Origin of the sequence: Bradyrhizobium sp. LTSP885 (assembly GCF_000938305.1) — a bacterium.
Classification (GTDB): Bacteria; Pseudomonadota; Alphaproteobacteria; order Rhizobiales; family Xanthobacteraceae; genus Bradyrhizobium.
Genome location: NZ_JYMT01000004.1, coordinates 370,318 through 394,842, shown reverse-complemented (window position 1 = coordinate 394,842; position 24,525 = coordinate 370,318). Strand labels below are relative to the sequence as shown.

Annotated in this window: 27 protein-coding genes; 16 read left to right on the top strand and 11 right to left on the bottom strand. The window is 64.6% G+C overall.

From position 1 onward, the window contains the following. Nucleotides 1-61: 61 nt before the first annotated feature. Nucleotides 62-370, bottom strand: coding sequence for a hypothetical protein (locus tag UP09_RS04200; protein ID WP_044536726.1), 309 nt, complete (start codon nt 368-370; stop codon nt 62-64). Between the two features lie 294 nt (nt 371-664). Here UP09_RS04200 and cysS point away from each other — a divergent pair, with 294 nt between their 5' ends. From cysS to UP09_RS04180, 4 genes are all read left to right on the top strand, one after another. Beyond that, nucleotides 665-2,065 (top strand): cysteine--tRNA ligase, encoded by a 1,401-nt coding sequence (gene cysS / locus UP09_RS04195; protein ID WP_044536725.1) that lies wholly within the window; start codon nt 665-667, stop codon nt 2,063-2,065. Next, nucleotides 2,062-2,568, top strand: coding sequence for a GNAT family N-acetyltransferase (locus UP09_RS04190; protein ID WP_044536724.1), 507 nt, complete (start codon nt 2,062-2,064; stop codon nt 2,566-2,568). Before cysS ends, UP09_RS04190 begins: the two co-directional genes overlap by 4 nt. Further along, nucleotides 2,565-4,163, top strand: coding sequence for a citramalate synthase (gene cimA / locus UP09_RS04185; RefSeq protein ID WP_044536723.1), 1,599 nt, complete (start codon nt 2,565-2,567; stop codon nt 4,161-4,163). Before UP09_RS04190 ends, cimA begins: the two co-directional genes overlap by 4 nt. Before the next feature lie 119 nt (nt 4,164-4,282). Next, complete coding sequence (locus tag UP09_RS04180) at nt 4,283-4,660, top strand: VOC family protein (protein ID WP_044536722.1); 378 nt, start codon at nt 4,283-4,285, stop codon at nt 4,658-4,660. 151 nt (nt 4,661-4,811) lie between these two features. Here UP09_RS04180 and UP09_RS04175 read toward each other — a convergent pair whose 3' ends face one another. Then, nucleotides 4,812-5,417 carry an LOG family protein gene (locus tag UP09_RS04175; protein WP_044536721.1) on the bottom strand — a complete coding sequence of 202 codons (606 nt, stop codon included), beginning with the start codon at nt 5,415-5,417 and terminating at the stop codon, nt 4,812-4,814. Nucleotides 5,418-5,630: 213 nt separating this feature from the next. On the opposite strand from UP09_RS04175, the gene UP09_RS04170 reads away from it, so the two are divergent. The 4 genes from UP09_RS04170 (at nt 5,631) to UP09_RS04155 (ending at nt 10,157) form a co-directional block, all read left to right on the top strand. Beyond that, nucleotides 5,631-7,619 carry an ABCB family ABC transporter ATP-binding protein/permease gene (locus tag UP09_RS04170; RefSeq protein ID WP_044536720.1) on the top strand — a complete coding sequence of 663 codons (1,989 nt, stop codon included), beginning with the start codon at nt 5,631-5,633 and terminating at the stop codon, nt 7,617-7,619. A gap of 50 nt (nt 7,620-7,669) precedes the next feature. Beyond that, the gene (locus UP09_RS04165) at nt 7,670-8,371 is read left to right on the top strand and encodes a phosphatidylserine decarboxylase (RefSeq protein ID WP_283805949.1); all 702 of its coding nucleotides are present in this window, start codon (nt 7,670-7,672) and stop codon (nt 8,369-8,371) included. A gap of 79 nt (nt 8,372-8,450) precedes the next feature. Continuing rightward, complete coding sequence (pssA, locus tag UP09_RS04160) at nt 8,451-9,326, top strand: CDP-diacylglycerol--serine O-phosphatidyltransferase (protein WP_044536881.1); 876 nt, start codon at nt 8,451-8,453, stop codon at nt 9,324-9,326. 111 nt (nt 9,327-9,437) lie between these two features. After that, entirely contained in the window at nt 9,438-10,157 is a 720-nt protein-coding gene (locus UP09_RS04155) for an RraA family protein (RefSeq protein WP_044536718.1), read from the top strand. A gap of 99 nt (nt 10,158-10,256) precedes the next feature. Here the strand turns inward: UP09_RS04155 and UP09_RS36225 are convergent, their stop codons facing one another. The 3 genes from UP09_RS36225 to UP09_RS04145 form a co-directional block, all read right to left on the bottom strand. Then, the gene (locus tag UP09_RS36225; protein ID WP_052832951.1) at nt 10,257-10,487 is read right to left on the bottom strand and encodes a hypothetical protein; all 231 of its coding nucleotides are present in this window, start codon (nt 10,485-10,487) and stop codon (nt 10,257-10,259) included. After that, nucleotides 10,484-11,689: a radical SAM/SPASM domain-containing protein gene (locus UP09_RS04150; protein WP_052832950.1), complete on the bottom strand. Its 1,206-nt coding sequence runs from the start codon at nt 11,687-11,689 to the stop codon at nt 10,484-10,486. The genes UP09_RS36225 and UP09_RS04150 overlap by 4 nt, the downstream gene beginning before the upstream one ends. 117 nt (nt 11,690-11,806) lie before the next feature. Then, nucleotides 11,807-12,007, bottom strand: a complete 201-nt coding sequence (locus UP09_RS04145; protein ID WP_044536717.1) for a hypothetical protein — start codon at nt 12,005-12,007, stop codon at nt 11,807-11,809. Between the two features lie 239 nt (nt 12,008-12,246). Between UP09_RS04145 and UP09_RS04140 the strand changes: the two genes are divergently transcribed. Further along, a complete protein-coding gene (locus UP09_RS04140) occupies nt 12,247-13,071 on the top strand; it encodes an SDR family NAD(P)-dependent oxidoreductase (protein WP_044536716.1) in 825 nt (274 codons plus the stop codon). An 88-nt stretch (nt 13,072-13,159) separates the two neighbouring features. On the opposite strand, the gene UP09_RS04135 is transcribed toward UP09_RS04140, so the two are convergent. From UP09_RS04135 to UP09_RS04125, 3 genes are all read right to left on the bottom strand, one after another. After that, nucleotides 13,160-13,756 carry a DUF2889 domain-containing protein gene (locus UP09_RS04135; protein ID WP_044536879.1) on the bottom strand — a complete coding sequence of 199 codons (597 nt, stop codon included), beginning with the start codon at nt 13,754-13,756 and terminating at the stop codon, nt 13,160-13,162. Between the two features lie 201 nt (nt 13,757-13,957). After that, nucleotides 13,958-15,514, bottom strand: a complete 1,557-nt coding sequence (locus UP09_RS04130) for a long-chain-fatty-acid--CoA ligase (RefSeq protein WP_044536715.1) — start codon at nt 15,512-15,514, stop codon at nt 13,958-13,960. Further along, complete coding sequence (locus tag UP09_RS04125; RefSeq protein ID WP_044536714.1) at nt 15,444-16,205, bottom strand: TetR/AcrR family transcriptional regulator; 762 nt, start codon at nt 16,203-16,205, stop codon at nt 15,444-15,446. Before UP09_RS04125 ends, UP09_RS04130 begins: the two co-directional genes overlap by 71 nt. 96 nt (nt 16,206-16,301) lie before the next feature. On the opposite strand from UP09_RS04125, the gene UP09_RS04120 reads away from it, so the two are divergent. From UP09_RS04120 to UP09_RS04100, 5 genes are all read left to right on the top strand, one after another. Further along, nucleotides 16,302-17,486: a lipid-transfer protein gene (locus tag UP09_RS04120; protein ID WP_044536713.1), complete on the top strand. Its 1,185-nt coding sequence runs from the start codon at nt 16,302-16,304 to the stop codon at nt 17,484-17,486. A 9-nt stretch (nt 17,487-17,495) separates the two neighbouring features. Next, on the top strand, nt 17,496-17,924 hold the full coding sequence (locus UP09_RS04115) for a MaoC family dehydratase N-terminal domain-containing protein (RefSeq protein ID WP_044536712.1): 429 nt from the start codon (nt 17,496-17,498) through the stop codon (nt 17,922-17,924). Next, the gene (locus UP09_RS04110) at nt 17,921-18,328 is read left to right on the top strand and encodes a MaoC family dehydratase (RefSeq protein WP_044536711.1); all 408 of its coding nucleotides are present in this window, start codon (nt 17,921-17,923) and stop codon (nt 18,326-18,328) included. The genes UP09_RS04115 and UP09_RS04110 overlap by 4 nt, the downstream gene beginning before the upstream one ends. A 215-nt stretch (nt 18,329-18,543) precedes the next feature. Next, nucleotides 18,544-19,371, top strand: a complete 828-nt coding sequence (locus tag UP09_RS04105) for an SDR family NAD(P)-dependent oxidoreductase (RefSeq protein ID WP_044536710.1) — start codon at nt 18,544-18,546, stop codon at nt 19,369-19,371. A gap of 13 nt (nt 19,372-19,384) precedes the next feature. Continuing rightward, nucleotides 19,385-20,530, top strand: coding sequence for an acyl-CoA dehydrogenase family protein (locus UP09_RS04100; RefSeq protein ID WP_044536709.1), 1,146 nt, complete (start codon nt 19,385-19,387; stop codon nt 20,528-20,530). Between the two features lie 99 nt (nt 20,531-20,629). Here the strand turns inward: UP09_RS04100 and UP09_RS04095 are convergent, their stop codons facing one another. From UP09_RS04095 to UP09_RS04085, 3 genes are read right to left on the bottom strand one after another with little or no spacing between them, the layout of a single operon-like run. Continuing rightward, entirely contained in the window at nt 20,630-21,400 is a 771-nt protein-coding gene (locus tag UP09_RS04095) for an amino acid ABC transporter ATP-binding protein (RefSeq protein WP_044536708.1), read from the bottom strand. After that, entirely contained in the window at nt 21,397-22,059 is a 663-nt protein-coding gene (locus UP09_RS04090) for an amino acid ABC transporter permease (RefSeq protein WP_044536707.1), read from the bottom strand. The genes UP09_RS04095 and UP09_RS04090 overlap by 4 nt, the downstream gene beginning before the upstream one ends. Nucleotides 22,060-22,069: 10 nt before the next feature. Next, the gene (locus UP09_RS04085; RefSeq protein ID WP_044536706.1) at nt 22,070-22,909 is read right to left on the bottom strand and encodes a transporter substrate-binding domain-containing protein; all 840 of its coding nucleotides are present in this window, start codon (nt 22,907-22,909) and stop codon (nt 22,070-22,072) included. A gap of 309 nt (nt 22,910-23,218) precedes the next feature. On the opposite strand from UP09_RS04085, the gene UP09_RS04080 reads away from it, so the two are divergent. Together UP09_RS04080 and UP09_RS04075 are read left to right on the top strand one after the other, a co-directional pair. Then, nucleotides 23,219-24,136 carry an NAD(P)-dependent oxidoreductase gene (locus tag UP09_RS04080; RefSeq protein ID WP_044536878.1) on the top strand — a complete coding sequence of 306 codons (918 nt, stop codon included), beginning with the start codon at nt 23,219-23,221 and terminating at the stop codon, nt 24,134-24,136. A 27-nt stretch (nt 24,137-24,163) separates the two neighbouring features. After that, the gene (locus UP09_RS04075; protein WP_044536705.1) at nt 24,164-24,517 is read left to right on the top strand and encodes a RidA family protein; all 354 of its coding nucleotides are present in this window, start codon (nt 24,164-24,166) and stop codon (nt 24,515-24,517) included. Nucleotides 24,518-24,525 lie beyond the last annotated feature (8 nt).

The following is a 24,525-nucleotide window of genomic DNA, read 5'->3' as shown; positions in this document are numbered from 1 at the left end:
CGTCGTTTCCGGGGCGCCGATGTGGCAAAAAGCCGGGCCCGACCAGCCGCTTGGGAGCAGTTCAGCGCTGGCAGGTGATCGCGACGTATTCGCCGCAGCCGTTTGCGTTGCATTTCTCGTTCGCCGCGTGCGGAACCGCGCCGGTGATCTCGTCGGGATCGACGCGGCGGAAATTGGTGGCCTGTGCAAAATCGTGTGACTGGCAATAGGCGCGGGCGGCGGACACGCCGCATTTGTCGCCGCGTGCCAGGCACTGGTCGATGCCGTAGCCGTCGGCCTGGTTGGCGATGATGAAGACGCGGCTGTCGGCCAACGCCGCTGTGGCCATGAGGAGGGACGTGCAGGCAATCAATGCTGAAATGGGCCGCATGGTGCACCGATGAAATTGCGGGGAATCCGCTGGTCCATCCGATACGCCCAAATCCTTAATAATGATTAACCATGAGGAACTTGATGCTGATTTCGCCGCCGTGGGGGTGCAAAAGGCTCGAAAGCAGCCCCTTGACGCATTGGAGGGGCCGTGAGAGAGGTGGAACCATGAACGGCCACCTCGCCATCTGCAGCACTTGCCGCGAGATTATGAGCTAGCGATTCGCTGGCTGAGGCCGTCTTTTCTCAATCATCCTGAGATCATTGGACGCCCGGCCGCAAGGGACGGGAATCCATGCAATTAAAGCTCTACGATACGTTGACCCGGGAGAAGCGGCCGTTCGAGCCGATCGATGCCGATAACGTCGGCATGTATGCCTGCGGACCGACGGTCTACGACTTCGCCCATATCGGCAACGGCCGCGCCGCCATCGTGTTCGACGTGCTGTTTCGCGTGCTGCGCCATCGCTATGGCGCAGATCACGTGACCTATGTCCGCAACATCACCGACGTCGACGACAAGATCAACGTCCGCGCCGCGCGGGATTATCCCGGCGTGCCCTTGAACGAGGCGATCCGCAAGGTCACCGAGCTGACCTACCAACAATATCAGGACGACGTCACCGCGCTGGGTTGCTTAGCCCCGACCGTGCAGCCGCGCGCGACCGAGCACATCCCGGAGATGCGCGCGATCATCGAGAAGCTGGTCTCGGGCGGCTTCGCCTATGTCGCCGAGGATCACGTGCTGTTCTCGCCGCAGGCGATGAATTCAGCCAATTCGGTGCTGCCGCGCTACGGCGCGCTGTCGAACCGCTCGCTCGACGAGATGATCGCCGGCGCCCGCGTCGATGTTGCGCCCTACAAGCGCGACAACACCGATTTCGTGCTGTGGAAACCCGCGAAGCCGGGCGAGCCGTCGTGGCCGTCGCCGGCCGGCATCGCGGTCGAGGGACGTCCCGGCTGGCACATCGAGTGCTCGGCGATGGCGTGGAAGCATCTCGGCGAGAAATTCGACATCCATGGTGGCGGCATCGATCTGGTGTTCCCGCACCATGAGAACGAGCTCGCGCAGACCTGCTGCGCGTTTCATTCCGACCGCATGGCCAATGTCTGGATGCACAACGGCTTCCTGCAGATCGAAAGCGAGAAGATGTCGAAGTCGCTCGGCAACTTCTTTACGATCCGTGATCTCCTGGCCGATTGGCCGGGCGAGGTGCTGCGGCTCAGCATGCTCAAGACGCACTACCGTTCGCCGCTCGACTGGACGCTGAAGAGCGCGGAAGAGGCCGCGAAGACGCTCGACGACTGGTACGACGTCGCGGCGGACGCAGAACCCGGTCCGCCGTCGCTGGCGATGATCGAGGCGCTCTCCGACGACCTCAATACGGCGCAGGCGATGGCGGTGCTGCACAGTCTGCGCAATGCGGCGTCGAACGACGAGCAGAGTTGCAGGGAGTTCGCCGGTTCGCTCCGGCTGCTCGGTTTCCTCTCCGAGAGCGCAGCCGCGTGGAAGGGCCGCAAGCAAGCGGCGAGCGGCGTCGATGCCGGCGCGGTCGATGCACTGATCGCCGAACGCACCGCGGCCCGCGCCCGCAAGGATTTCAAGGAGTCCGATCGCATCCGCGACCAGCTCGCCGTGATGGGCGTGGTGATCAAGGACTCCAAGGACGGCACCACCTGGGAGATCGCGCGATGAGCGGTTCCGCACCAGCGCTACGTCCTTTCCTCGCAGAAGATGCGCCGGTGTTGGCTGCGATCTTCGCCGCGTCGATCATGGATCTGACGGGCGAGGATTACAGCCCGGCGCAACAAGAGGCCTGGGCGGCGGCGGCCGACGACGAGGAGACCTTCGGCAAGAAGCTCGCCGGGCAGCTCACGCTGATCGCCACCCTGGAGGGCGCGCCCGTAGGTTTCGCCTCGCTCAGGGGGACCGATCACATTGACATGCTCTATGTGCATCCGAGCGCGGCCGGGCAGGGCGCAGGTCGCGCGCTGTGCGACGCGCTGGAGAGGATCGCCAGCGCCCGCGGCGCCAAGGCGCTGACGGTCGATGCCAGCGACACCGCGATCGAGTTCTTCCGCAAGCGCGGCTACGTCGCGACACAGCGCAACACTGTCACCGTCGGCGATGAATGGCTCGCCAACACCACGATGCAGAAGACGCTTAACGGCGTCGCGACCCCAGGGGGCCACGCATGAGCCGCGAACGCCTCTATCTGTTCGACACCACGCTGCGCGACGGCGCACAGACCAACGGCGTCGACTTCACGTTGCAGGATAAGCAGGTGATCGCGAAGATGCTGGACGAACTCGGCATCGACTATGTCGAGGGCGGCTATCCCGGCGCCAACCCGACCGACAGCGAGTTCTTCAGCAAGAAGCCGGACTTCGGTCATGCGCGCTTCACCGCGTTCGGCATGACGCGGCGGCCGGGCCGCTCGGCATCGAACGATCCGGGGCTGGCCGGCATCCTCGAGGCCAAGGCGGACGCGATCTGCTTCGTCGCAAAAGCCTCGGCCTACCAGGTTCGCGTCGCGCTCGAGACCACGAACGAGGAGAACCTGGCTTCGATCCGCGACAGCGTCGGCGCGGCGAAAGCACTCGGCCGCGAAGTACTGGTCGACTGCGAACACTTCTTCGACGGCTACAAGGAGAATCGCGACTTCGCGCTGGCCTGTGCCAAGGCGGCCTATGAGTCGGGCGCGCGTTGGGTGGTGCTGTGCGACACCAATGGCGGCACCATGCCGCACGAGGTCGAGACCATCGTCGGCGATGTCGTCAAACACGTGCCGGGCGCCAATCTCGGCATTCATGCCCATAACGACACCGAGCAGGCGGTGGCCAATTCGCTGGCTGCGGTGCGCGCCGGGGCGCGGCAGATCCAGGGTACGCTGAATGGGCTCGGCGAGCGCTGCGGTAACGCCAATCTGTGCTCGCTGATCCCGACCTTGCGGCTGAAGAGCGAATTTTCCGACACCTTCGAGATCGGCGTCACCGCGGAGAAGATGGCGACCCTGATGAAGGTGTCGCGCACGCTCGACGATATGCTCAACCGCGCGCCCAATCGCCATGCGGCTTACGTCGGCGAGAGCGCCTTTGTCACGAAAACGGGTATCCATGCCTCTGCCGTGATGAAGGATCCGCAGACCTACGAGCACGTCTCGCCTGACGCCGTCGGCAATCACCGCAAGGTGCTGGTCTCAGACCAGGCCGGCCGCTCCAATGTCATCGCCGAGCTCGATCGCGCCGGCATCGCCTATGACAAGAGCGATCCGCGGCTGACGCGCCTGGTGGAGGAATTGAAGGAGCGCGAGGCGGCGGGCTTTGCCTATGAATCCGCCAACGCCTCGTTCGATCTGCTGGCGCGGCGCACGCTCGGCAAGGTGCCGGAATATTTCAAGGTCGAGCAGTTCGACGTCAATGTCGAGCAGCGCTACAACGCCAACGGTCAGCGCGTCACCGTGGCGCTCGCGGTGGTGAAGGTCGACGTCGACGGCGAGCGGCTGATCTCGGCCGCCGAAGGTAACGGCCCGGTCAATGCGCTCGACGTCGCACTGCGCAAGGACCTCGGCAAGTACCAGAAATACATCGATGGTCTGAGGCTGATCGATTACCGCGTCCGCATCCTCAATGGCGGCACCGGCGCGGTCACGCGCGTGCTGATCGAGAGCGAGGATGAGACCGGCGAGAAGTGGATCACGGTCGGGGTGTCGCCGAACATCATCGACGCCTCGTTCCAGGCGCTGATGGATTCGGTGATCTACAAATTGGTGAAGTCGGGTGCGCCGACTTAGGCTGGCGGTGAATAACGCCGTCATTGCGAGCGTAGCGAAGCAATCCATCTCTCCGCGCATGCGGCTGCATGGATTGCTTCGTCGCTGACGCTCCTCGCAATGACGAGAGGAGAGGCCACATGATCGACCACGTCTCCGTCGGTGTCAGCGACCTCGAACGTGCCGCGCGGTTCTATGAGGCGACGCTGGCTGCGCTTGGCCTGGCCCGCGTCGTGACGCGGCCGGCGACGATCGGATTCGGCAAGGCCTATCCCGAATTCTGGATCAACCTGCGCGGATCAATGCCGCCGGTGCCGCACGAAAGCGGCGCGCACATCTGCCTGCGCGCGAAAACCACCGCCGAGGTTGATGCCTTTCACGCCGCCGCACTCGCCGCAGGCGGCCGCTCCGACGGCGCGCCGGGCCTGCGCCCGCATGACCGCGTGCGCTATTACGCAGCTTTTGTCCTCGACCCCGATGGCAATCGTATCGAGGTCGTGACGTTTCCAAGCGAGTGAGTTTGTATGTCGCGAAGCCGTTAGCCCGTCATCCTGAGGAGCGCATAGCGCGTCTCGAAGGATGCACGGCCACCAGCCGGGCCGTCGTGCTTCGAGACGCGCTATGCGCTCCTCAGCATGACGGTGATGGAGTGTGATCGCGCTTGATCAGTCAGAGCCGCCGCGCCACTTCCGGTGCGAGCTCCTTCGCGCTGTCCGGTGTTCGCGCCGCGGCCGAGCGCAACCGCGGCAGGATCTCGTCGACGCGGTCGGCCATCAGGATGTCGACGGCCATCGTCGGGCGAATGAATTCGGTCGCGCGCATGTGGCTCAGCAGCGAGAGCAGGGGCTCCCAGAAATTGTCGATGTTGGCGAGCAGCACCGGCTTGGAATGGCGGCCGAGCTGCTGCCAGGTTACCTGCTCGACCAGCTCCTCCAGCGTGCCGATGCCGCCGGGCAGGGCGACGAACGCGTCCGAGCGTTCGAACATCAGCCGCTTGCGCTCATGCATGTCGGGCGTGACGATCATTTCCTGAACGGATGTCAGCGCGTTCTCGCGCGCCCGCAAAAATTCCGGAATGATGCCGGTGACGGAGCCGCCGTGATCGAGCGTGGATTTGGCAACGGCGCCCATCAGGCCGACCGATCCACCGCCATAGACCAGGCGGACATTGTTTTCGGCAAAGATCTTGCCGAGCGCAATGGCGGCTTCAGTAAAGCGGGGATTGTTGCCGGGGCCGGAGCCGCAATAGACACAGACGGTTTTGATTTGGTTCATGCGATCTATGTGGCACTGCAACGTAAATAGCGTCAAGAGTCCGATATGGGGATTGAGAGCCAAAAAATCCCGTAAATCCCCTCGAATCGCGAAAGAATTTCGCCACAAGCCTGTACGACGCATTCAAACGATCTATATGACGGGCAGAATGTCAAACCATGGAAAAGATGTGACGGCGAGCCCGCACGCCATCCCGGCAGCGGCGGGCGCCTGATGACGCCTCCGCACCCGCATGTGCCCGCGGTCGAGCCGCCCGCTGCCGCCGCGTCGGCCGCAGAGAAGGCCACGCTGATCGGGACGCTGGTCCATCTCTGGCCCTATATCTGGCCCGGCGATCGCGCCGATTTGAAGATGCGGGTCGTCTGGTCGATGGTGCTGCTGCTGTTCGCGAAGCTCGCGACGCTGTCGGTGCCGTTCACCTTCAAATGGGCGATCGATGCGCTGAACGGCACCGGCTCGGCGCCGGTCGCACCGTCGAATTGGATGATCTGGCTGATCGCCTCTCCGCTGCTGATGACGATCAGCTACGGCGCGGTGCGCATCATCATGGCGGTGCTGACGCAATGGCGCGACGGCATCTTCGCCAGTGTCGCCATGCATGCGGTGCGGCGGCTCGCCTACATCACCTTCGTGCACATGCACGAGCTGTCGTTGCGCTTCCATCTCGAGCGCAAGACCGGCGGCCTGACCCGCGTGCTGGAGCGCGGCCGCACCGGTATCGAGACCATCGTGCGAATGGTGATCCTGCAGCTGATCCCGACCATCGTGGAGGTCGGGCTGCTCTCGGCGGTGCTGCTGTGGCAGTTCGACTGGCGCTACGTGCTGGCGGTGCTGATCACAGTCGTCGTGTTCATGTACTTCACCTATATCGCGACCCAATGGCGGATCGAGATCCGCCGCAAAATGAACGATTCCGACACCGAGGCGAACACCAAAGCGATCGACTCGCTGCTCAACTACGAGACCGTGAAGTATTTCGGCGCCGAGGAGCGCGAGGCCAACCGTTACGACCGCTCGATGGAGCGCTACGAGCAGGCCAGTGTGAAGACCTATACGTCGCTGGCACTGCTTAACACCGGGCAGGCGATCATCTTCACCGCGGGTCTCACCGCGACCATGCTGATGTGCGCGTTCGGCATCCGCAACGGCACCCACACGGTCGGCGATTTCGTGCTGATCAACTCGATGATGATCCAGCTCTACCAGCCGCTGAATTTCATGGGCATGGTCTATCGCGAGATCAAGCAGGCGATCATCGACATCGAGAAGATGTTCGAGGTGCTGGCGCGCGATGCGGAGGTGAAGGATGCGCCTGATGCCAAGGCGCTCTCTGTCTCCGCAGGCAGCGTCCGCTTCGAGGACGTGCGCTTTGCCTATGATCCTGAGAGGCCGATCCTGAAGGGCCTCAGCTTCGAGGTGCCCGCCGGCAAGACGGTCGCGATCGTCGGCCCGTCCGGCGCCGGCAAGTCGACGATCTCGCGACTGTTGTTCCGGCTCTATGACGTCTCCGGAGGCCGCATCCTGATCGATGGCCAGGACATCAAATCGGTCACGCAGGCCTCGCTGCGATCGGCGATCGGCATGGTGCCGCAGGACACCGTGCTGTTCAACGACACTATCCGCTACAATATCCGCTATGGCCGCTGGGGCGCCAGCGATGCGGAGGTGGAGGAAGCGGCCGGGCTTGCACAGATCGACAATTTCATCCGGATGTCGCCGAAGGGGTATGAAACCCAGGTCGGCGAGCGCGGGCTGAAACTGTCCGGCGGCGAGAAGCAGCGTGTCGCGATCGCGCGCACCGTGCTGAAGGCGCCGCCGATCCTGGTGCTCGACGAGGCGACGTCGGCGCTCGACAGCCATACCGAGCACGAGATCCAGGGGGCGCTCGAGCGCGTCTCGCGCAACCGCACCTCGCTGGTGATCGCGCACCGTTTGTCGACCATCGTCGGCGCTGACGAGATCATCGTGCTGGATCAGGGCCAGATCGCCGAGCGCGGCACCCATGCGCGGCTTTTGGCCTCGGGCGGACTGTATGCCAGCATGTGGAACCGGCAGCGCGAGGCCGAGGAAGCTCGCGAAAAGCTGGCGCAGATCGACGATGACGGTGAGGCGCCGAACCGCCAGCCGCCGCCGGTCGTCCAGCCGGGTCCGGATTCCACGTCCGATACGGTCGAGAAACCCTTGCCGACCGCCGCGGAATAGTCGAAGTAGGGCCCCTCCGGCCAGAGGGGCGGGAAACCCTGAAGCGAGCTTTGATGTCGATCGCCAACTCCATCCGCGCGCAGATTCCCCCTGTTCACCCCGAGGGCTATCCTTTCATCGGCGGCTTCGCGCTGGCGAGCCTGGTCCTGTTCTGGATCTGGACCCCGCTGGGCTGGATCGGCACGCTGCTCACTGTCTGGTGCGCGCTGTTCTTCCGCGACCCCATCAGAGTGACGCCGGTGCGCGACGGCATCGTGGTGTCGCCGGCCGACGGCCGCGTCTCAATGGTGGTGCAGGCGCTGCCGCCGGCCGAGCTTGGCCTCGGCGACAAGCCGCTGCCGCGGGTGTCGATCTTCATGAGCGTGTTCAACTGCCATGTGAACCGCAGCCCGGTGGCTGGCCGCATCGACCGCATCGCCTATCGGCCCGGCGCCTTCATCAACGCCGAACTCGACAAGGCGAGCGAGGACAATGAGCGCAATTCGCTGGTGATCTCGATGCCGAACGGCCGGATCGGCGTGGTCCAGATCGCCGGGCTCGTGGCGCGGCGGATCGTCTGCTTCGTCAAGGAAGGGCAGTCGATCGGCGGCGGTGAACGCTTCGGCCTGATCCGCTTCGGCTCGCGGCTCGACGTCTATCTCCCTGAGGGCACCAAGGCGCTGGTGTCCGAGGGACAGACCGCGATCGCCGGCGAGACGATCCTGGCGGATTTCAATGGCGCCGACCCCGGGCGGACGTTCCGCGCCGATTAACTGTGTTTTTTGCGGCTAATCAGCGATTCCCGCCGCAATGGCGGAGCAGGGCGATGCTTGCTATATTGAGCGGGCCATGATGCCGACAGATCCCAGCTCTCCCGAATATCGCCGCCGCCGGTTCCGCCCGATTCCGGTGCGCATGCTGGTGCCGAACATGATCACGCTGCTGGCGATCTGCGCCGGCCTGACCGCGATCCGGCTGTCGACCGAAGGGCGGATGGAGCTTGCGGTCGCCGCGATCGTGTTCGCCGCCGTGCTTGACGGCATTGACGGCCGTGTCGCGCGGATGATCAAGGGCCAGTCGAAATTCGGCGCCGAACTCGATAGTCTCGCCGACTTCGTCAATTTCGGCGTCGCGCCGGGTTTGATTCTGTATTTCTGGCAGCTGCACGAGCTGAACAATGGCGGCTGGATCGCCGCGATGGTGTTCGCGATCTCAGGCGGCCTGCGACTGGCGCGCTTCAATGCCTCGATCGACGACCCGAACAAGCCGGCCTTCGCCGCCAATTATTTCACCGGTGTGCCGGCGCCGGCCGGCGCGATCACCGTGCTGCTGCCGATCTATCTCGCCTTCCTCGGCGTGCCGATGCCGCCAGCGACGCTGACCGCGTTCTACACGCTGCTGATCGCGTTCCTGATGGTGTCGCGGCTGCCGGTGTTCTCCGGCAAGACCGTGAAGATGCGCGTGCCGCCGGAGATGGTGCTGCCGGTGTTCGTCTCGGTGGTGTTCTTTGTCGCGCTGCTGATCGGCTATCCCTGGCACATCCTGTCGGCGGGCACGGCGGCCTATCTGATCAGCCTGCCCTGGGGCTGGAAGTCCTATCGCGACCAGGAGCGCAGCCTTGCTGCACAGGAGCTGGCCGCGCGTGCGCCGCCGCCCGCCGCAGCGCCGACCTACACGGCTCCGGTCACGAAGACTGAAGAGGACGACCGTCCCGCGCATCTCCACTGAGCGCGCTCAGTCAGATATCAGCCATGAGCGTTCCCTCGGTTGGGTTCGTGCCCGATCTCGGCTATAGGCGGAGACCGGCCTGCGAACGCCAAAAATCAGGAGAGAAACGCCGTGACGACATCTGCTTCAGCCCCGCTTCCCGCGTCCGTTCTCGAAGCGCTGGCGCGCTATGACACGCCGACGATCTGCAACGCGATGGAGATCGTGGCGCCGGAGCGCCGCCTGATCGGCTACACGGTGAAGCCGCTGGTCTGCCCGTTTCCGACCCTGCCGCCGATCGTCGGCTATGCCCGCACGGTGGCGATCCGCTCGGTGCTGAAATCCGGGCTGTCGGCCGAAGAGCAGTCGAAGCGCCGCATCGACTATTACGACTATGTCGGCACCGGCTTCGGTCCGCGCATCTCCGTGATCCAGGACATCGACGGCCCCGACGTCGGCTACGGCGCGTTCTGGGGCGAAGTGCAGAGCAGCGTCCACAAGGCGTTGGGCTGCCTCGGCGTCATCACCGACGGTTCGATCCGTGACATCCCGCAATGGGCCCCTGGATTCCAGGCGCTGGCCGGCTCGATCGGCCCGTCGCATGCATGGGTGCATGCGGAGAGCTTCGGCGGTGAAGTCCGTGTCGCCGGCATGACGGTGCGTTCCGACGATTTGATCCACGCCGACAGCCACGGCGCGATCGTGATCCCCTACGAGATCGCGGCGAAGTTGCCCGAAGCGGCAGAGCTGTGCGGCCGCCGCGAGACGCCGATCCTGGAGATCGCGCGCTCGAAGGATTTCTCGCTCGAAAAGCTGAAGGACGCGCTGAAGCGTTCGGCGGAAATCCACTAGAGCACTTTCGGTTCTGATTGCATCAGAACCGAAGCTCTAGATTCTTGTTTTGACGCGTTTTCTTCACGCGAACCGGTATCCACTTCGCTCGAAAACGCTCTATCGGAGATCATCGGTCGCTTCGGGCGGTCTGCGCTGCGTGGCATCGTCGCGCAGCCGGTCGATCCGCTGCATGATCTCGATCGCAAGATATCCGCCATCGCGGTAGCGATCGCCGATCTGCCGCGCGTCGCTGCCGCAATGCGGACAAATGATGGTACGGTCGAATACGTAGCGGAGGCACTGGCGGCATAACACCAGCACTGGCGCAGCCTTGCCTTGTATGGTCATGCGCGCGGCGCTCCGGCCGGGATTGGCTCTTCGATCAGCGCAAAGCGCCCGGTGGCGAAGGGCAGCGCGGGCGCGTCCTCGATTTTGACGATCCGCTCGCGGATGCCGCGTTCGGCCAGCGTCAGGACGCGGTGATGGCAATAGGGATTGTTGCCGCGGCGCCCGAGCAGCGAGTCGGCTGTCCAGGTGCAGCCGCCACGGCAGGCCTCGGCGTAGTAGCAATCGTGGCAGAAGCCCCAGAGATCGTCGGTGCCGCGATTGCGGTTGAACTGCAGCGCAGGATGGGTCGCCCACAGTTCCGCGATCGAGGCGCTGCGCACGTCACCGGCGCCGTAGCGATCGGTCGCCAGCGACGGGCATCCCTTCACGGTGCCGTCGGCCTCGAGCCCGATCACATTCTGCCCGGCCGGGCAGCCGCTGTAATAGCCGCGGTCCGGGCCACGCCATAGCACGTCGTAGGGACCGAAATAGCCGACATTGTTGCCGGGCAGCAGCACCAGATTGCGCTCGCGCCCCTTCAGATGCAGCTCAGCCAGCAGCGGCATCAGCGTCGTGAGGTCGTAGGGCTGCAGCAATATATCGTCGTGATCGACCGCGTTGCCCATCGCGACCGTGAGCTGCACCTGCCAGTATTTTGCGCCGGCATCGATGATGATCTCCATCACTTGCGGAAGCTCGCTCATCACGGCTGAGGTGATCTGGGTGTTGACGCTCGCGGTCAACCCGAGGCGCCTGCAATCATCGAGCACGCGCAGGGCCTCGCGATAGGAGCCCTTCACGCCGCGCAGCCGGTCATGCAGCGGCTCTAACCCATCGACGGAGACGCCGAGACCGAGCAGGCCGGCGCCGGCCGCGGACCGGATCATGTCTCCCGAGAGCTTGTAGCCGCCGGTCTGCATCGTGCAGTCGATGCCGTGGTCGCGGATCGCGCGGATGATCGTCAGCCAGTCCCTGCGGATGAAGGCTTCGCCGCCGATCACGGAGATCTCGCGGGTGCCGAGCTCGGCGAGCTGGCGGATGACGTCGACGCACTCGTCCGTGGTCAGCTCCTTCGCCCGCTTGTGCCCGGCACGCGAGCCGCAATGGATGCATTTCAGGTTGCAGGCCAGCGTGAGCTCCCAGACCACGTAAACCGGCACGCAATCGAGCTGGTCGCTCAGTGACACTCGCCGTCGCGGCGTGTCGTCGGGAGCCTGGTCCATGATGTGCCGCCTGTGCTTGATCGCCGTTCCGGCCGCGTGCGCGGCAAGGCACCGAGGCGCGGCGCAAGACGCGCCTCGGTGACATGCTGTCTCAGGTCGCCTTGTGTTGCAGCGGCGCTAGCCGCCCTTCGCCGAGATTGCGGTGTCGAGTTCCTTCAGCGACGCCTTGAGGTCGTCGGCGTCCGAGCCGTGGTAGTCCTTGAGCAGGTCGTGGCCGACCGTCTTGTAGGCCTTCAATGTGTTGAGGTCGGCATATTTGCACTTGTCGCGAATGATGACGCCGTAGAGCGGGCGGATCGGGCCAGAAGATGCTGCCATTGCATGTCTCCAAAATGGGTTGGTTCTTCCAATTGGCAGAGGTGACGGATCACCTCCGTCGGCTTGAGTTCGGCCCCCGGCCGCGATACTGCGACCCGATATTCCGGAATGCAACCTAAAAGTTAGTGATGGAGCATTGCAGTCTTGGCGATTGTTGGGCGATCGAACCGCCGTGGTAATCCCCGTATGGCGTATTATCTTCGCAATGGCGCAGGGGAAACGACCGAAGGACGATGGCAATGAAGATGAACGGCAAGACCGTGCTGATCACCGGTTCGACCGATGGGGTCGGCCGCTATGTCGCGATGAAACTCGCGGCGGCTGGCGCCAGGGTCCTGATCCACGGCCGCGATACGACGCGCGCACAGACCCTGGCCGACGAGATCAAGCGGGCCGGCGGCGCCGAGCCGATGTTCTATCAGGCCGATCTTTCCTCGCTCTCCGAGGTCGGCGAATTCGCCGAGGCCGTGCTCGCCGATCAGGAGCGCATCGACGTCTTCATCAGCAACGCCGGCATCGGCTCGCAGAACGAAGGCCCGGCGCGGCAGACCAGCAAGGACGGCCACGAGTTGCGTTTTGCGGTGAACTATCTCGCAGGCTTCCTGCTCGCGCACCTGCTGCTGCCGCGGCTGAAAGCGAGCGCGCCGGCGCGCATCGTCAATGTCGCCTCGCTCGGCCAGCACCCGATCGATTTCGACGACGTGATGATCACGCGGAACTATAGCGGCGGCCGTGCCTACTCGCAGAGCAAGCTGTCGCAGATCATGTTCACGATCGATCTTGCCGAACAGCTGCGGGGCACCGGCGTGACGGTGAACTCGCTGCACCCGGCGACTTACATGAACACCACCATGGTGCGCGCCGGCGGCATCACCCCGATCTCGACCGTGGAGCAGGGCGGCGACGCCATCCTGCGTCTGGTGCGCGGCGAGGATGTCGCTGACAGGAGCGGACTGTTCTTCAACGGCATGAACGAGGCGCGCGCCAATCCGCAGGCCTATGATGCCGATGCACGGAAGCGGCTGCGGGCCTTGAGCCTGAAGCTGACGGGAATATCGGGTTGATTGCGCAGGGTGGGCAAAGGCGCTCCTTTGCCGTGCCCACCATCACGCGCGTGCTCGCGAGGGTGGGCACGCTAGCGCTTTGCCCTCCCTACGATTCCTGCTTCACCTCGGCAGGCTTGGTCGCGAACTGCGGAAACATCTCGGCCACGACAGGCCCATCCAGCCGCCATGAATAGCAGCCGCCGACGAAGAACGGTGGCTCCTTGGCCTCCTTCTGGTGGTCGAGCGCGCCGCGGCCTTGCGGGTCCTTGCCTGCGGTCGCCGTCTGGAACAGGGTCGTCACCGCCGGACCCAACAGCTCGGCGAGATGCGTGCAGGTCTCGAGCTTGCCGATCTTGCGCCGGAGCACGTCGCGCCAGCCCTTGCCGATGCGCTCGCCGACCAGGCGCTGCAAGATGCCTTCGACGTCGAGGCAGGACGGGTAGGGCGTCGCGGCCATCGTGGTGCCGGTCTCGCGGATCGTAAAGCTGTCGTCGACCGCGAGCCGCAGCCGGATGTCGTGCACGGGATCCTCGGGCTGCTGCAGCCCGCGGTGACGGTCCTGACGCGGATAGGGCTTGGTGTCGACCAACCGCGCCTCGACCTCCCAGAGACCATCGTCTCTGAGATAGCCCAGGCATTCGACGGAGCGGCGGTGCATCAGGCGGCGGCCCTTGCCGTCGGAATTGGTGTCAGGTGTCGACATCGGAACTCGCAGGATTGAATTTGAATCAATCCAATCGGTCGCATGCTCCGATGTCAATGTCCGCTGCTGGCACTGCACCATGCGAACTGCAACGGGACATCGTCATTCCGGGGCGATGCGAAGCATCGAACCCGGAATCTCGAGGTTCCGGGTTCAGCCCTGCGGGCTGCCCCGGAACGACGGAGTCGCGCGCAGCGCGCATCAGCTGACGCGCCGCTCGCGGTTCTCCCAATACGGCTTGCGCAGTTCGCGCTTCAATATCTTGCCGGCGCCCGAAAGCGGCAGCGGTGTCGAGGTAATGTCGACGCTGCGCGGGCATTTGTAGCCGGCGATCAGCGTCTTGCAGTGCTCCATGAGCTCCTCCGGCGTGGCGCCGGCGCCGCCCTTCATCACCACGACGGCGTGGACCTGCTCGCCCCAGCGCTCGCTCGGGATGCCGATCACGGCGCATTGCGCCACCGCCGGATGCTGGGCCAGCGCGTTCTCGACCTCGGCTGAATAGACATTCTCGCCGCCGGAGATGATCATGTCCTTGACGCGGTCCACGACGTAGACAAAGCCGTCCGCGTCCATGTAGCCGCCGTCACCGGTGTGCATCCAGCCGTCGATCACGGCACGCGCGGTCTCCTCCGGCCGCTCCCAGTAGCCCATCATCACCATATCGCCGCGCACCGCGATCTCGCCGACGGTGCCCAACGGCACGACCTTGTCCTCCGCATCGACGATCTTCACTTCGGCGCCAAGGGTGGCGCGTCCGGCGCCGCGATGCCGGCCCTTGGCGCGGCCGTCGCCGATATGTTCTCTCCAGTGCAGGATGGTCGCGATCGGTGACAGCTCGGTCATGCCATAGGCCTGCGTGAACTCGATGTGCGGTAGCGCCTTCATGCCGCGCATCAGAACGGCGTCGCTGATCACGGAGGCCCCGTAGGAGATCCGCTTCAGCGACGACAGGTCGTAATTGCCAAGCGTCGGGTGATCGACGAACATCTGGATCATCGTCGGCACCAGCAGCACGTCGGTGACGCGTTCCTTCTGCACCGCGGTTGCGACGCCGTCGGGCGTAAAGCCCTGGATTACGACGTTGGAGCCGCCGGATAGCAGCACCGAATACATCGCCGCACCATTGGCGAGGTGGAACATCGGCGCCGCATGCAGATAGACCGACGTGCCCGGCCACAGCCCTTCGCCGAGCGCGTTCAGCGCGTTGGCCATCAGATTGCCGTGGCTCAGCATCACGCCCTTGGAGCGGCCGGTGGTGCCGCCGGTGTAGAAGATGCCGGCGAGATCGTCGCGCTTGCGCATCGCATCCGGAATGGGCTGGCTGCGCGCGATCAGCGTCTCGTAATTTTCCATACCGGCGGGCGTCTCGCCCTCATCGGCATAGATCAGTTTCAAGTCCGGGAGCGCTTTCGCCAGCGCCACACCAACCGGTGCAAACGCCTTGTCGACGAATAGGATTGTTGCGCGGCAATCGCGCATGGCGTCTTCGTTTTCGAGCTGAGACCAGCGGATGTTGAGCGGCACGATCACCGCGCCGGCCCAGCCGACGGCGAGATAGAGTTCGAGATAGCGGTCGGAGTTCAGCGACAGGATCGCGACGCGGTCGCCATCCTTGGCGCCAAGTCCGCGGATCGCTGCGGCGAGGCGGGCGACGCGTGCGCCGACCTCACCCCAGTTGCGGCGCCGCTCACCGCAGACGACTGCGAGCCCGTTTGGATTGACCTGCAGCGCGCGCCGCAGTCCGTGCGTGATGTTCACTCCCGTCCTCCCTTGGTGCGTTTCCCTTGCGAGGCGGTTTGTCCGCCTTCTTTCGCATTGATGGCGTGGCGATGCCTTCGGTGAGGCGGATCGCGAATTGTTCGGCCACGGCGTCTCCGGTCATCGGACCGCCCGGCTGGAACCAGTGGCCGATCCAGTTCAGCGAGCCCGCGATCGCAAAGGCCGAGAGTTTCGGGTCACAGGGCTTGATCGTGCCGTCCGATATCCCGTCGCTGATGTAGTCGCGGAAGGCACGGTCGATCTTCTTCTTGGCGGTGTTGACGACCTTGCGATTATGCTCGGTGAGGTCGCGGACGTCGAAGCGGACCAGGCTCTTGCCGTAGTCCGTCGTCATCACTTCGGCATAGCGGACGATCAGCTTGCGCAGCTTGTCGAGCCCCTTGCCGCCGCCGGCCGCGATCTCGGTGATGCAGTCGTCGACCCGCTCGTTGCCGATCGCCCAGCATTCGAACAGGATCTCGTCCTTGCCGCCGAAATAATTGTAGAGCGCGGGCTTGGTGATGTTCAGCCGCTCGGCGACGTCGTTGAGCGTGGTGCGGTGGTAGCCCTGCTCGAGGAACAGTGCGACGGCCGTGCGCAGCACCGCCTCACGCTTCTCGTCGCGCGCGCGCCGGCGGGTCTCAAAAGGCAGCCAGGGCGACTGGTGATTGGCGGGGGAGCGGGCGTCCATGTCGTCGGATTGGTCTCGCATTGACTCGGGGTGCTTGTCCCATATATTACCCATGGGTAAGAAAAGGTCCAGCGGGTAATCTTCGGGAGGACAACAATGACGTCACGCACCTATGTGGCCGGGGTCGGCATGATTCCGTTCGTCAAGCCGGGCGCCAATGCGCCGTATCACGTGATGGGGGCGGAAGCGGCGAAGCTCGCGCTATCAGATGCGGGGCTCGATTACGGCCGTGTGCAGCAGGCTTATGTCGGCTATGTCTATGGCGACTCCACCTGCGGACAGCGTGCGCTCTATCCGGTCGGCATGACCGGCATCCCGATCGTCAACGTCAACAACAACTGCTCGACCGGGTCGACGGCACTGTTCCTGGCGCGGCAGGCGATTGAATCAGGTGCGGCCGATTGCGTGATGGCGCTCGGCTTCGAGCAGATGAAGCCGGGCGCATTAGGGGCCGTCTTCACCGATCGTCCCAGCGCCTTTGACGATTTCGACGCGGCGGCGGACAAGCTGGTCGATGCGCCCGGCGTGCCGCTGGCGCTGCGCTATTTCGGCGGCGCGGGCCTCAGCCATATGACAAAATACGGCACGCCGCTGACCGCGTTTGCCAAGGTACGGGCGAAAGCCAGCCGGCATGCCAAGAACAATCCGCTGGCGCTGTTCCGGAAAGAAGTCACCGCCGACGACGTCATGAACGATCAGGTGATCTGGCCGGGCGTCATGACGCGGCTGATGGCATGCCCGCCGACCTGCGGCGGCGCCGCGGCGATCCTGGTGTCGGAGAAATTCGCCGACCAGCACGGCCTCAACAAGCAGGTCAGAATCGCCGCGCAGGCGATGACGACGGACACGCCGTCGACCTTCGGTGCCCGCGACATGATGCAGGTGGTCGGCTACGACATGACGCATGAGGCCGCCAGGAAGGTCTATGAGACCGCCGGCATCGGCCCTGACGACCTCGACGTCGTCGAGCTGCACGATTGTTTCGCGCACAATGAGCTCATCACCTATGAGGGGCTTGGCCTGTGCGGCGAGGGCGAGGCGGCGCGCTTCATCGACGATGGCGACAACACCTATGGCGGCAGGATCGTGACCAATCCGTCCGGCGGCTTGCTGTCGAAGGGCCATCCGCTCGGCGCCACTGGTCTCGCGCAGTGCTACGAACTGACGCGGCAGCTGCGCGGCACCGCTGCGACCACCCAGGTCGAGGGCGCGCGGCTCGGCCTGCAGCACAATCTCGGCCTCGGCGGCGCTTGCGTCGTGACGCTGTACGAACGTGTCTGAGGGCAGACCATGGCCGATCAATCCGCCGTCGGGCGCATGTTTACGCCCGTCACCGCGCGCGTCGAGCCGGGGCGTCTGCGCTTCTTCCTCGATACGCTCGGCGAGCGCAATCCGGTCTATCGCAATGAGGCGGCGCCGGTGCCGCCGACCTATCTGTTCTGCCTGGAGATGATGGACGCACCTGATGCGTTCGAATTCCTCAACGCGCTCGACATCGATCTCGCCCGGGTGCTGCATGGCGAGCAGCGGTTCGACTATCACGCGCCCGTTGTCGTCGGCGACACGCTGACCTTCAGGTCCCGCGTCGAAAGTGTTACCGACAAGAAGGGCGGGGCGATGACGCTGATCGTGGTCGAGACCGCGGTCACCAACCAGAACGGCGCTCACGTCGCCGACACCTCACGCACCATCGTGGTGCGCAATGCGAGGCCGTCATGAGCGCCAACTCTCCATCAATCGACGAACGCCTCGTCCACAAGAAGTTTCCCGCGATCACCCGGCATCGCCTCGCACTGTATTGCGGCGCTTCCGGCGACCACAATCCGATCCATGTCGATCTCGACTTCGCGAAGGCCGCCGGATTCCCCGACGTGTTCTCGCACGGCATGCTTGTGATGGGCTATCTCGGCCAGGCGCTGACGGATGCCGTCGCGCCATCGCGCATCCGCTCGTTCTCGACGCGGTTTGCTGCGATCACGCAGCTCGGGGCCAAGCTGACCTGCGAAGGCGTTGTGACTGAGCTGATGGAGCAGGGCGGTGAGAAACGCGTGAAGCTTGCGCTCACGACAAAAGACCAGAACGGCGAGGTCAAGCTCGCCGGCGAAGCTGTTATCGCGGTGTAGCGCGGCGAGCCGTGCTGCGACCGCAACGGGACTGCGCTCCCTCGCCCCGCTCTTGCGGGGAGAGGGTTGGGGTGAGGGGCTGCTTCCGCGAGCTCTGCAAGCGGTGAGACCTGTACCCCCTCACCCGGAACGCATCTGGCGATGCGTTCCGACCTCTCCCCGCAGGCGGGGCGAGGTGAAGCAGAGCCAACCGAGATTGTTTTGAGGGAGAAACCATGTCGAAACTAAAAGGCAAAGTCGCGCTCGTCTCCGGTTCGGGCCGCGGCATCGGGCGGGCGATTGCGCTGAAGCTTGCGAGTGAGGGTGCGCGTGTCGTGGTCAACGATCTCGATGCCGAGCCGGGCGACGCCGTCGTGGCCGAGATCAAGGCCACGGGCGGCGAGGCTGTCGCGGTCAATGGCAGCGTCACTGAGGCGGGCTTCGCCGATCGTTTCGTGGGCACGGCGATCGATCGCTTCGGCGGTCTCGACATCATCGTCAACAATGCCGGCTACACCTGGGACTCGACGATCCAGAAGATGAGCGACGAGCAGTTCCAGGCGATGCTCGACGTCCATCTCGTCGCACCCTTCCGTCTGCTACGCGCGGCGTCGGAGCCGATCCGGGTGATGGCGAAGAAGGAAGCCGAGGCCGGCCGCGAGGTATTTCGAAAAGTCGTCAACATCTCCTCGATCGCGGGCCTTTACGGCAATGCCGGGCAGGCGAGCTATTCCTCGGCGAAGGCGTCGCTGATCGGGCTGACGCGCACCATGTGCAAGGAGTGGGGCCGCTACAAGGTCAACGTCAATTGCGTCGCCTTCGGGCTGATCAACACCCGCCTGACCCAGCCGATCGAGGCGCAGCAGACAACCATCGACGTCGCCGGCCGCGACATCAAGGTCGGCGTGCAGCCGCAGATGCTGGAAGCGATGGGCCGGATGATCCCGCTCGGCCGCGGCGGCACGCCGGAGGAGGCGGCGGACGCGGTCTATCTGTTTTGTTCGCCGGAATCGAACTACATCAGCGGTCAGGTGATCGTCGCCGGCGGCGGTCTTTTGATCTGATAGCGGGGCAATGATGCACTACCGATCGTCCTGGATGACCGAGGAGCTGGATACGTTCCGCGACCAGTTTCGCAAATTCCTCGCCAAGGATCTGGCACCGCACGCCGAGAAATGGCGCGCGCAGAAGCTGGTCGACCGCTCGGCGTGGCGGGCGCTCGGAGAGATGGGCGCGCTGCTGACGAGCGTTCCCGAGGCCTATGGCGGCCTCGGCGCCACCTTCGCCTATGACGCGGCGGTGCTCGAGGACCTCGAGAGCACGGTGCCGGAGTTGACCACCGGCGTCTCCGTGCACAGTGCGATCGTTGCGCATTACATCGTCAATTACGGCTCGGAGGAGCAGAAGACACGCTGGCTGCCGAAGATGGCGTCCGGCGAGATGGTCGGCGCCATCGCGATGACCGAGCCCGGCACCGGCTCCGATTTGCAGGCGGTCAGGACCACGGCCAAAAAACAAGGCAATTCCTACGTCATCAATGGCCAGAAGACCTTCATCACCAACGGCCAGGCCGCCGACCTCGTCATCGTGGTTGCGCGGACCGGCGGCGTAGGGTCGAAGGGTATTTCGCTGATCGTGGTCGAGACCGATGGCGCCGAGGGCTACCGGCGCGGGCGCAACCTCGACAAGATCGGGCTGCATGCATCGGACACGTCGGAGCTGTTCTTCGACAATGTCACGGTGCCGCCGGAAAACCTGCTCGGCAACGAGGAGGGCAACGGCTTCGTGCAGTTGATGCAGCAATTGCCGCAGGAGCGGCTGTCGCTCGCGGTCGGCGCGGTGGCCTCGATGGAGCGCGCGGTGCGGATCACCACCGACTACACCAAGGAACGCACCGCGTTCGGCAAGCCGCTGATCGAATTCCAGAACACCGCGTTCAAGCTTGCCGAGCGCAAGACCGAGGCGATGATCGCGCGCGTGTTTATCGACTGGTGCGTCGAACGCCTGGTCGCCGGCGACCTCGACACCGTCACGGCCTCGATGGCGAAATGGTGGTGCTCGCAGAAGCAGGTCGAGACCGCGGACGAATGCCTGCAACTGTTCGGCGGCTACGGCTACATGCAGGAATATCCGATCTCGCGGATGTTCATCGATTCCCGGATCCAGAAGATCTACGGCGGCACCAACGAGATCATGAAGCTGCTGATCGCGCGCTCGTTGTAGGCCAGCGCCTCCGCCGTCGTTCCGGGGCGTTGCGTTAGCATCGAACCCGGAACCTCGAGATTCCGGGTTCACGCTTCGCGTGCCCCGGAATGACGGAAACTACCCCGCCCCATGAAACCGGCTGAGAAACGCCTTCAGCCGCTCGCTCTTCGGCTGGCGGATGATCTCGTCCGCGGTGCCGACCTCGGCCATGACGCCGTCGTTCATGAAGCCGACCCGGCTCGACACGTCGGCGGCAAAGGCCATTTCGTGTGTCACCAGCACCATGGTCATGCCCTCGGCGGCGAGGTTGCGGATCACGGCGAGCACTTCGCCGACGAGCTCGGGATCGAGCGCGGAGGTCGGCTCGTCGAACAGCATCACGTCGGGCTTCATGGCGAGCGCGCGGGCGATCGCGACGCGCTGCTTCTGGCCGCCGGACAGCCGGCTCGGATAAGCGTCGGCCTTGTCGGCGAGGCCGACCTTGGCCAGTAAGTCGCGGCCGAGCGCATCGGCCTCGACCTGCGACAGGCCTTTCACCTGGACCGGACCCTCGGTGAGATTGCGCAGCACCGACATGTGTGGGAACAGGTTGAAGTGCTGGAACACCATGCCGACGTTCTGGCGCAGTTGCGCCAGTTGTGCGTCCGCTGGCGCGCGCAGGCCGGTGCCGAAGGTGAAGCGATGCGTGCCGATCGCAAGCTCGCCCTGTTGCGGCATCTCGAGCAGATTGAGGCAGCGCAGGAAGGTCGACTTGCCGCTTCCGCTGGCGCCGATCAGGGTCACGACTTCGCCACGCGCCACCGACAGCGAGGCGCCCTTCAGCACCTGGTTGTCGCCGAACGCCTTGTGGATGTTGCTGGCTGCCAGCGTCGCGCCGTTTGCGGTCATCGGTGCGCTCCCAGCTTGAGCTCGATCTGGTCGGCGACCAGGGTGAGCGGAAACAGCACCACGAAATACAGCACCGCGATCGTTGAGTAGACCTCGAGCGGCCGGTAGCTCGTCGCCGTGATCACCGAGCCCTGGTAGAGCAGGTCGCCGACCGCGACCACCGAGACCAGCGAGGTGTTCTTCAGTTGCATGATGGTCTGGTTGATGAAGGAGGGGATCATCACCTGGATCGCCTGTGGCAGCACGATGCGCCGAAAAATCTTGCCACGGCGCATGCCGATGGCGCGCCCGGCCTCCCACTGGCCTTTATCGACGGCCTCGATGCCGCCGCGGAAGATCTCCGCGTAGAACGAGCCGGCGTAGAGCGAGAGCGTCACGAAGCAGGCCATCGCCGGCGACATGTCGACGCCGATCAGCACGGGCAGGGCGTAGTAGACCCAGACCAGCTGCACCAGCAACGGGGTGCAGCGGAACACTTCGATGTAGAAGCGTAGCGGCATCGTGATCCAGCGCGGCGAATTGGTGCGCAGGATGCCGACGACGAGCCCGATCACGAGCCCCGCGGCCACGGTTGTCACCGTATAGAAGATGGTGACCAGCAGGCCCTGCCAGATCAGGGGCCAGTAGGGCTTGAGCGCCGCGAAATCCCAGACGTACATCGGCGCGGCGTCAGAACTGCACTTCGGGCGGGATGTCGTCCGGGGCGAGGCCAACCGCCTCAAAGCCCTTCAGCATCCATTCGCGGGTCTGGCCGAGGGTGCGGTTGTAGTCGGCCCAGGCGCTGAGGAAATCCTTGTAGCGGCGATCGGACTCGGCGCGGATGCCCATGTTGGTCGGCAGCGTCAGCAGCGGGCGCGGGATCGCGAGTTCGCCGAGATTGGGGTTCTTCTTCAGCGTCGACACCGCGAGCACCGCCAGCGACACGTTGCAGTCGGCACGGCCGGTGGCGACCGCCAGGATCGCCTCGTCGCGGTTCTTGAAGCCGAGGATGGTCGCCTTCGGGCAGTAGCGGCGCGCGATCAGCTCATGCGTCGAGCCGATGTCGACCGCGATCTTCACCTCGGGCTTGTTGATTTCGGCCCAGGTCTGCGGCTTGGCAAAGCCCTTCTTGGTGATGACGGTGAAGGCATGCACCAGGATCGGGGTGGAGAAGTCGATCACCAGCGAACGCTCCGGCGTCGGGTTCACGGCGAAGGCGAGGTCGACCTTGCCGCCCTGCAGATCGAGGATCTGGTTGCCCCAGGTGGATTCCAGCGTCTCGACCTTGGCGCCGAGCTTGGAGGCGATGTCGTTGGCCATGTCGATGCAGGCGCCCGACCACTGGCCGCTGGCGAGGTCCTTATGGAAGTAAGGCTCCTGGCCGACGATCACGGCGACCCGCAGCGCGCCGCTCTTCTTGATGCGCTCGAGCGTCGATTCCGGCGCCGTATCGGCCTTGACTGATGCGGTCGTGGCAATCGCGGCGGCGCCCGCCAGTGCCACGGTGGTGAGTGCGTCCCTGCGATTCATGTCAGTCCTCTCTTGCGGATGCGTTCAGCGTTCTGGGCCGGACTATTTCTGTATTCAGACTAAAATGCAATCCAGTATTTTGATTTGCTGACCATTTAAGCGGCAAAGGCATGAAATGCCCAATCGGTCGGCAGGTCTTCGGTAAGTCTTCAGGCGGGCAGCTAAAATCCTTCACCGAAGGGGGTTGCCAATAGCATTCAATCCTGAATACAAGATTGAACGCAGTCAAGTGCGGCTTTCGGATCGTCGCCCGGCCCGCTTAGGCGAAGACCCGCCGCTGCCCTGTTCATGATTTGGAAGGAGAGGCCTGTGCGCGCTCTATTCGTCGATGCCAACGACACGCTGGCGGCAGTCACTGAAAAGCTGCTGGGCTCGCAAGGCCTGCCCGTCGCCATCAACCGCAATGCCGGCATCAAGCCCGACGATCTGCCCGGCCTGCTCGACGGCGCCGAGATCATGATCGTCGATCACACCGCGGTGCCGACTGCGATCGCCGCCAAATGCAGCGGTCTCAAGCACGTCGTGTTCCTCGGCACCGGCGCGCGCAGCTACATGAATCCGGACGAGCTTGGCGAGCACGGCATCGCGGTCCACACCATCAAGGGCTATGGCGACACGGCCGTGGCCGAATGCGCGATCGCGCTGATGTGGGCGTCGTCGAAGAGCTTTGGCGAGATGGATCGCGGCATGCGTGCCGGCAACTGGCTGCGCCGCGACGCCCTTCAACTCACCGGCAAGACGCTGGGGCTGATCGGCTTCGGAGGCATCGCCGCGGAAGCCGCGCGCATGGCGATCGGCTGTGGCATGAAGGTGCTGGCCTGGAACCGGACCGCGAAGGCGCATCCGGGTGTCGAGTTCGTGCCGCTGGAGCGGCTGTTGACCGAGAGTCACGTGATCTCGCTGCATCTCCTGCTCAGCGACGACACCAAGAATTTCCTGTCCCGCGAGCGCGTCGCCGCAATGCGTCCCGGCGCCATCCTGATCAATACCGCGCGTGGTGCGCTGGTCGATGAGGACGCCATGATCGACGCATTGCGTTCGGGCCACATCGCCCATGCCGGCCTCGACGTCTTCACCGTCGAGCCGCTGCCGGCCGGCCATGTGCTGACCACGCTGCCGAACGTGACGCTGTCGGCGCATTCGGCGTTCCGCACGCCCGAGGCGAGCGACAATCTGATCGGCGCCGCGCTCGAGCATTGCCGCCGCATCATCGCGACCGGCCGCTGACTTCATCCGAACCAACAGGAATCTCGCATGTCCGACATCACCCGCATCGACCAGAACGCGCGCCGTAGCCGCGCCAGCGTGTTCGGCGATCTCGTCTTCCTCGCCGGCCAGGTCGCGGACACCAAGACCGCCGACATCGCCCAGCAGACGCGCGAGGCGCTCGCGAAGGTCGACGACATGCTGGCGCAGGCCGGCACCGACAAGTCGCGCCTGCTCAGCGTGCAGGTCTGGCTCAAGAGCATGGACGATTTCGCCGCGATGAACGCGGTCTATGACGCCTGGGTGGTGCCGGGCAACGCGCCGACCCGCGCCTGCGGCAAGGTCGAACTCGCCGATCCCGCTTTTCGCATCGAGGTCATCGCAATCGCCGCGCGCAAGTAGCAATGCAT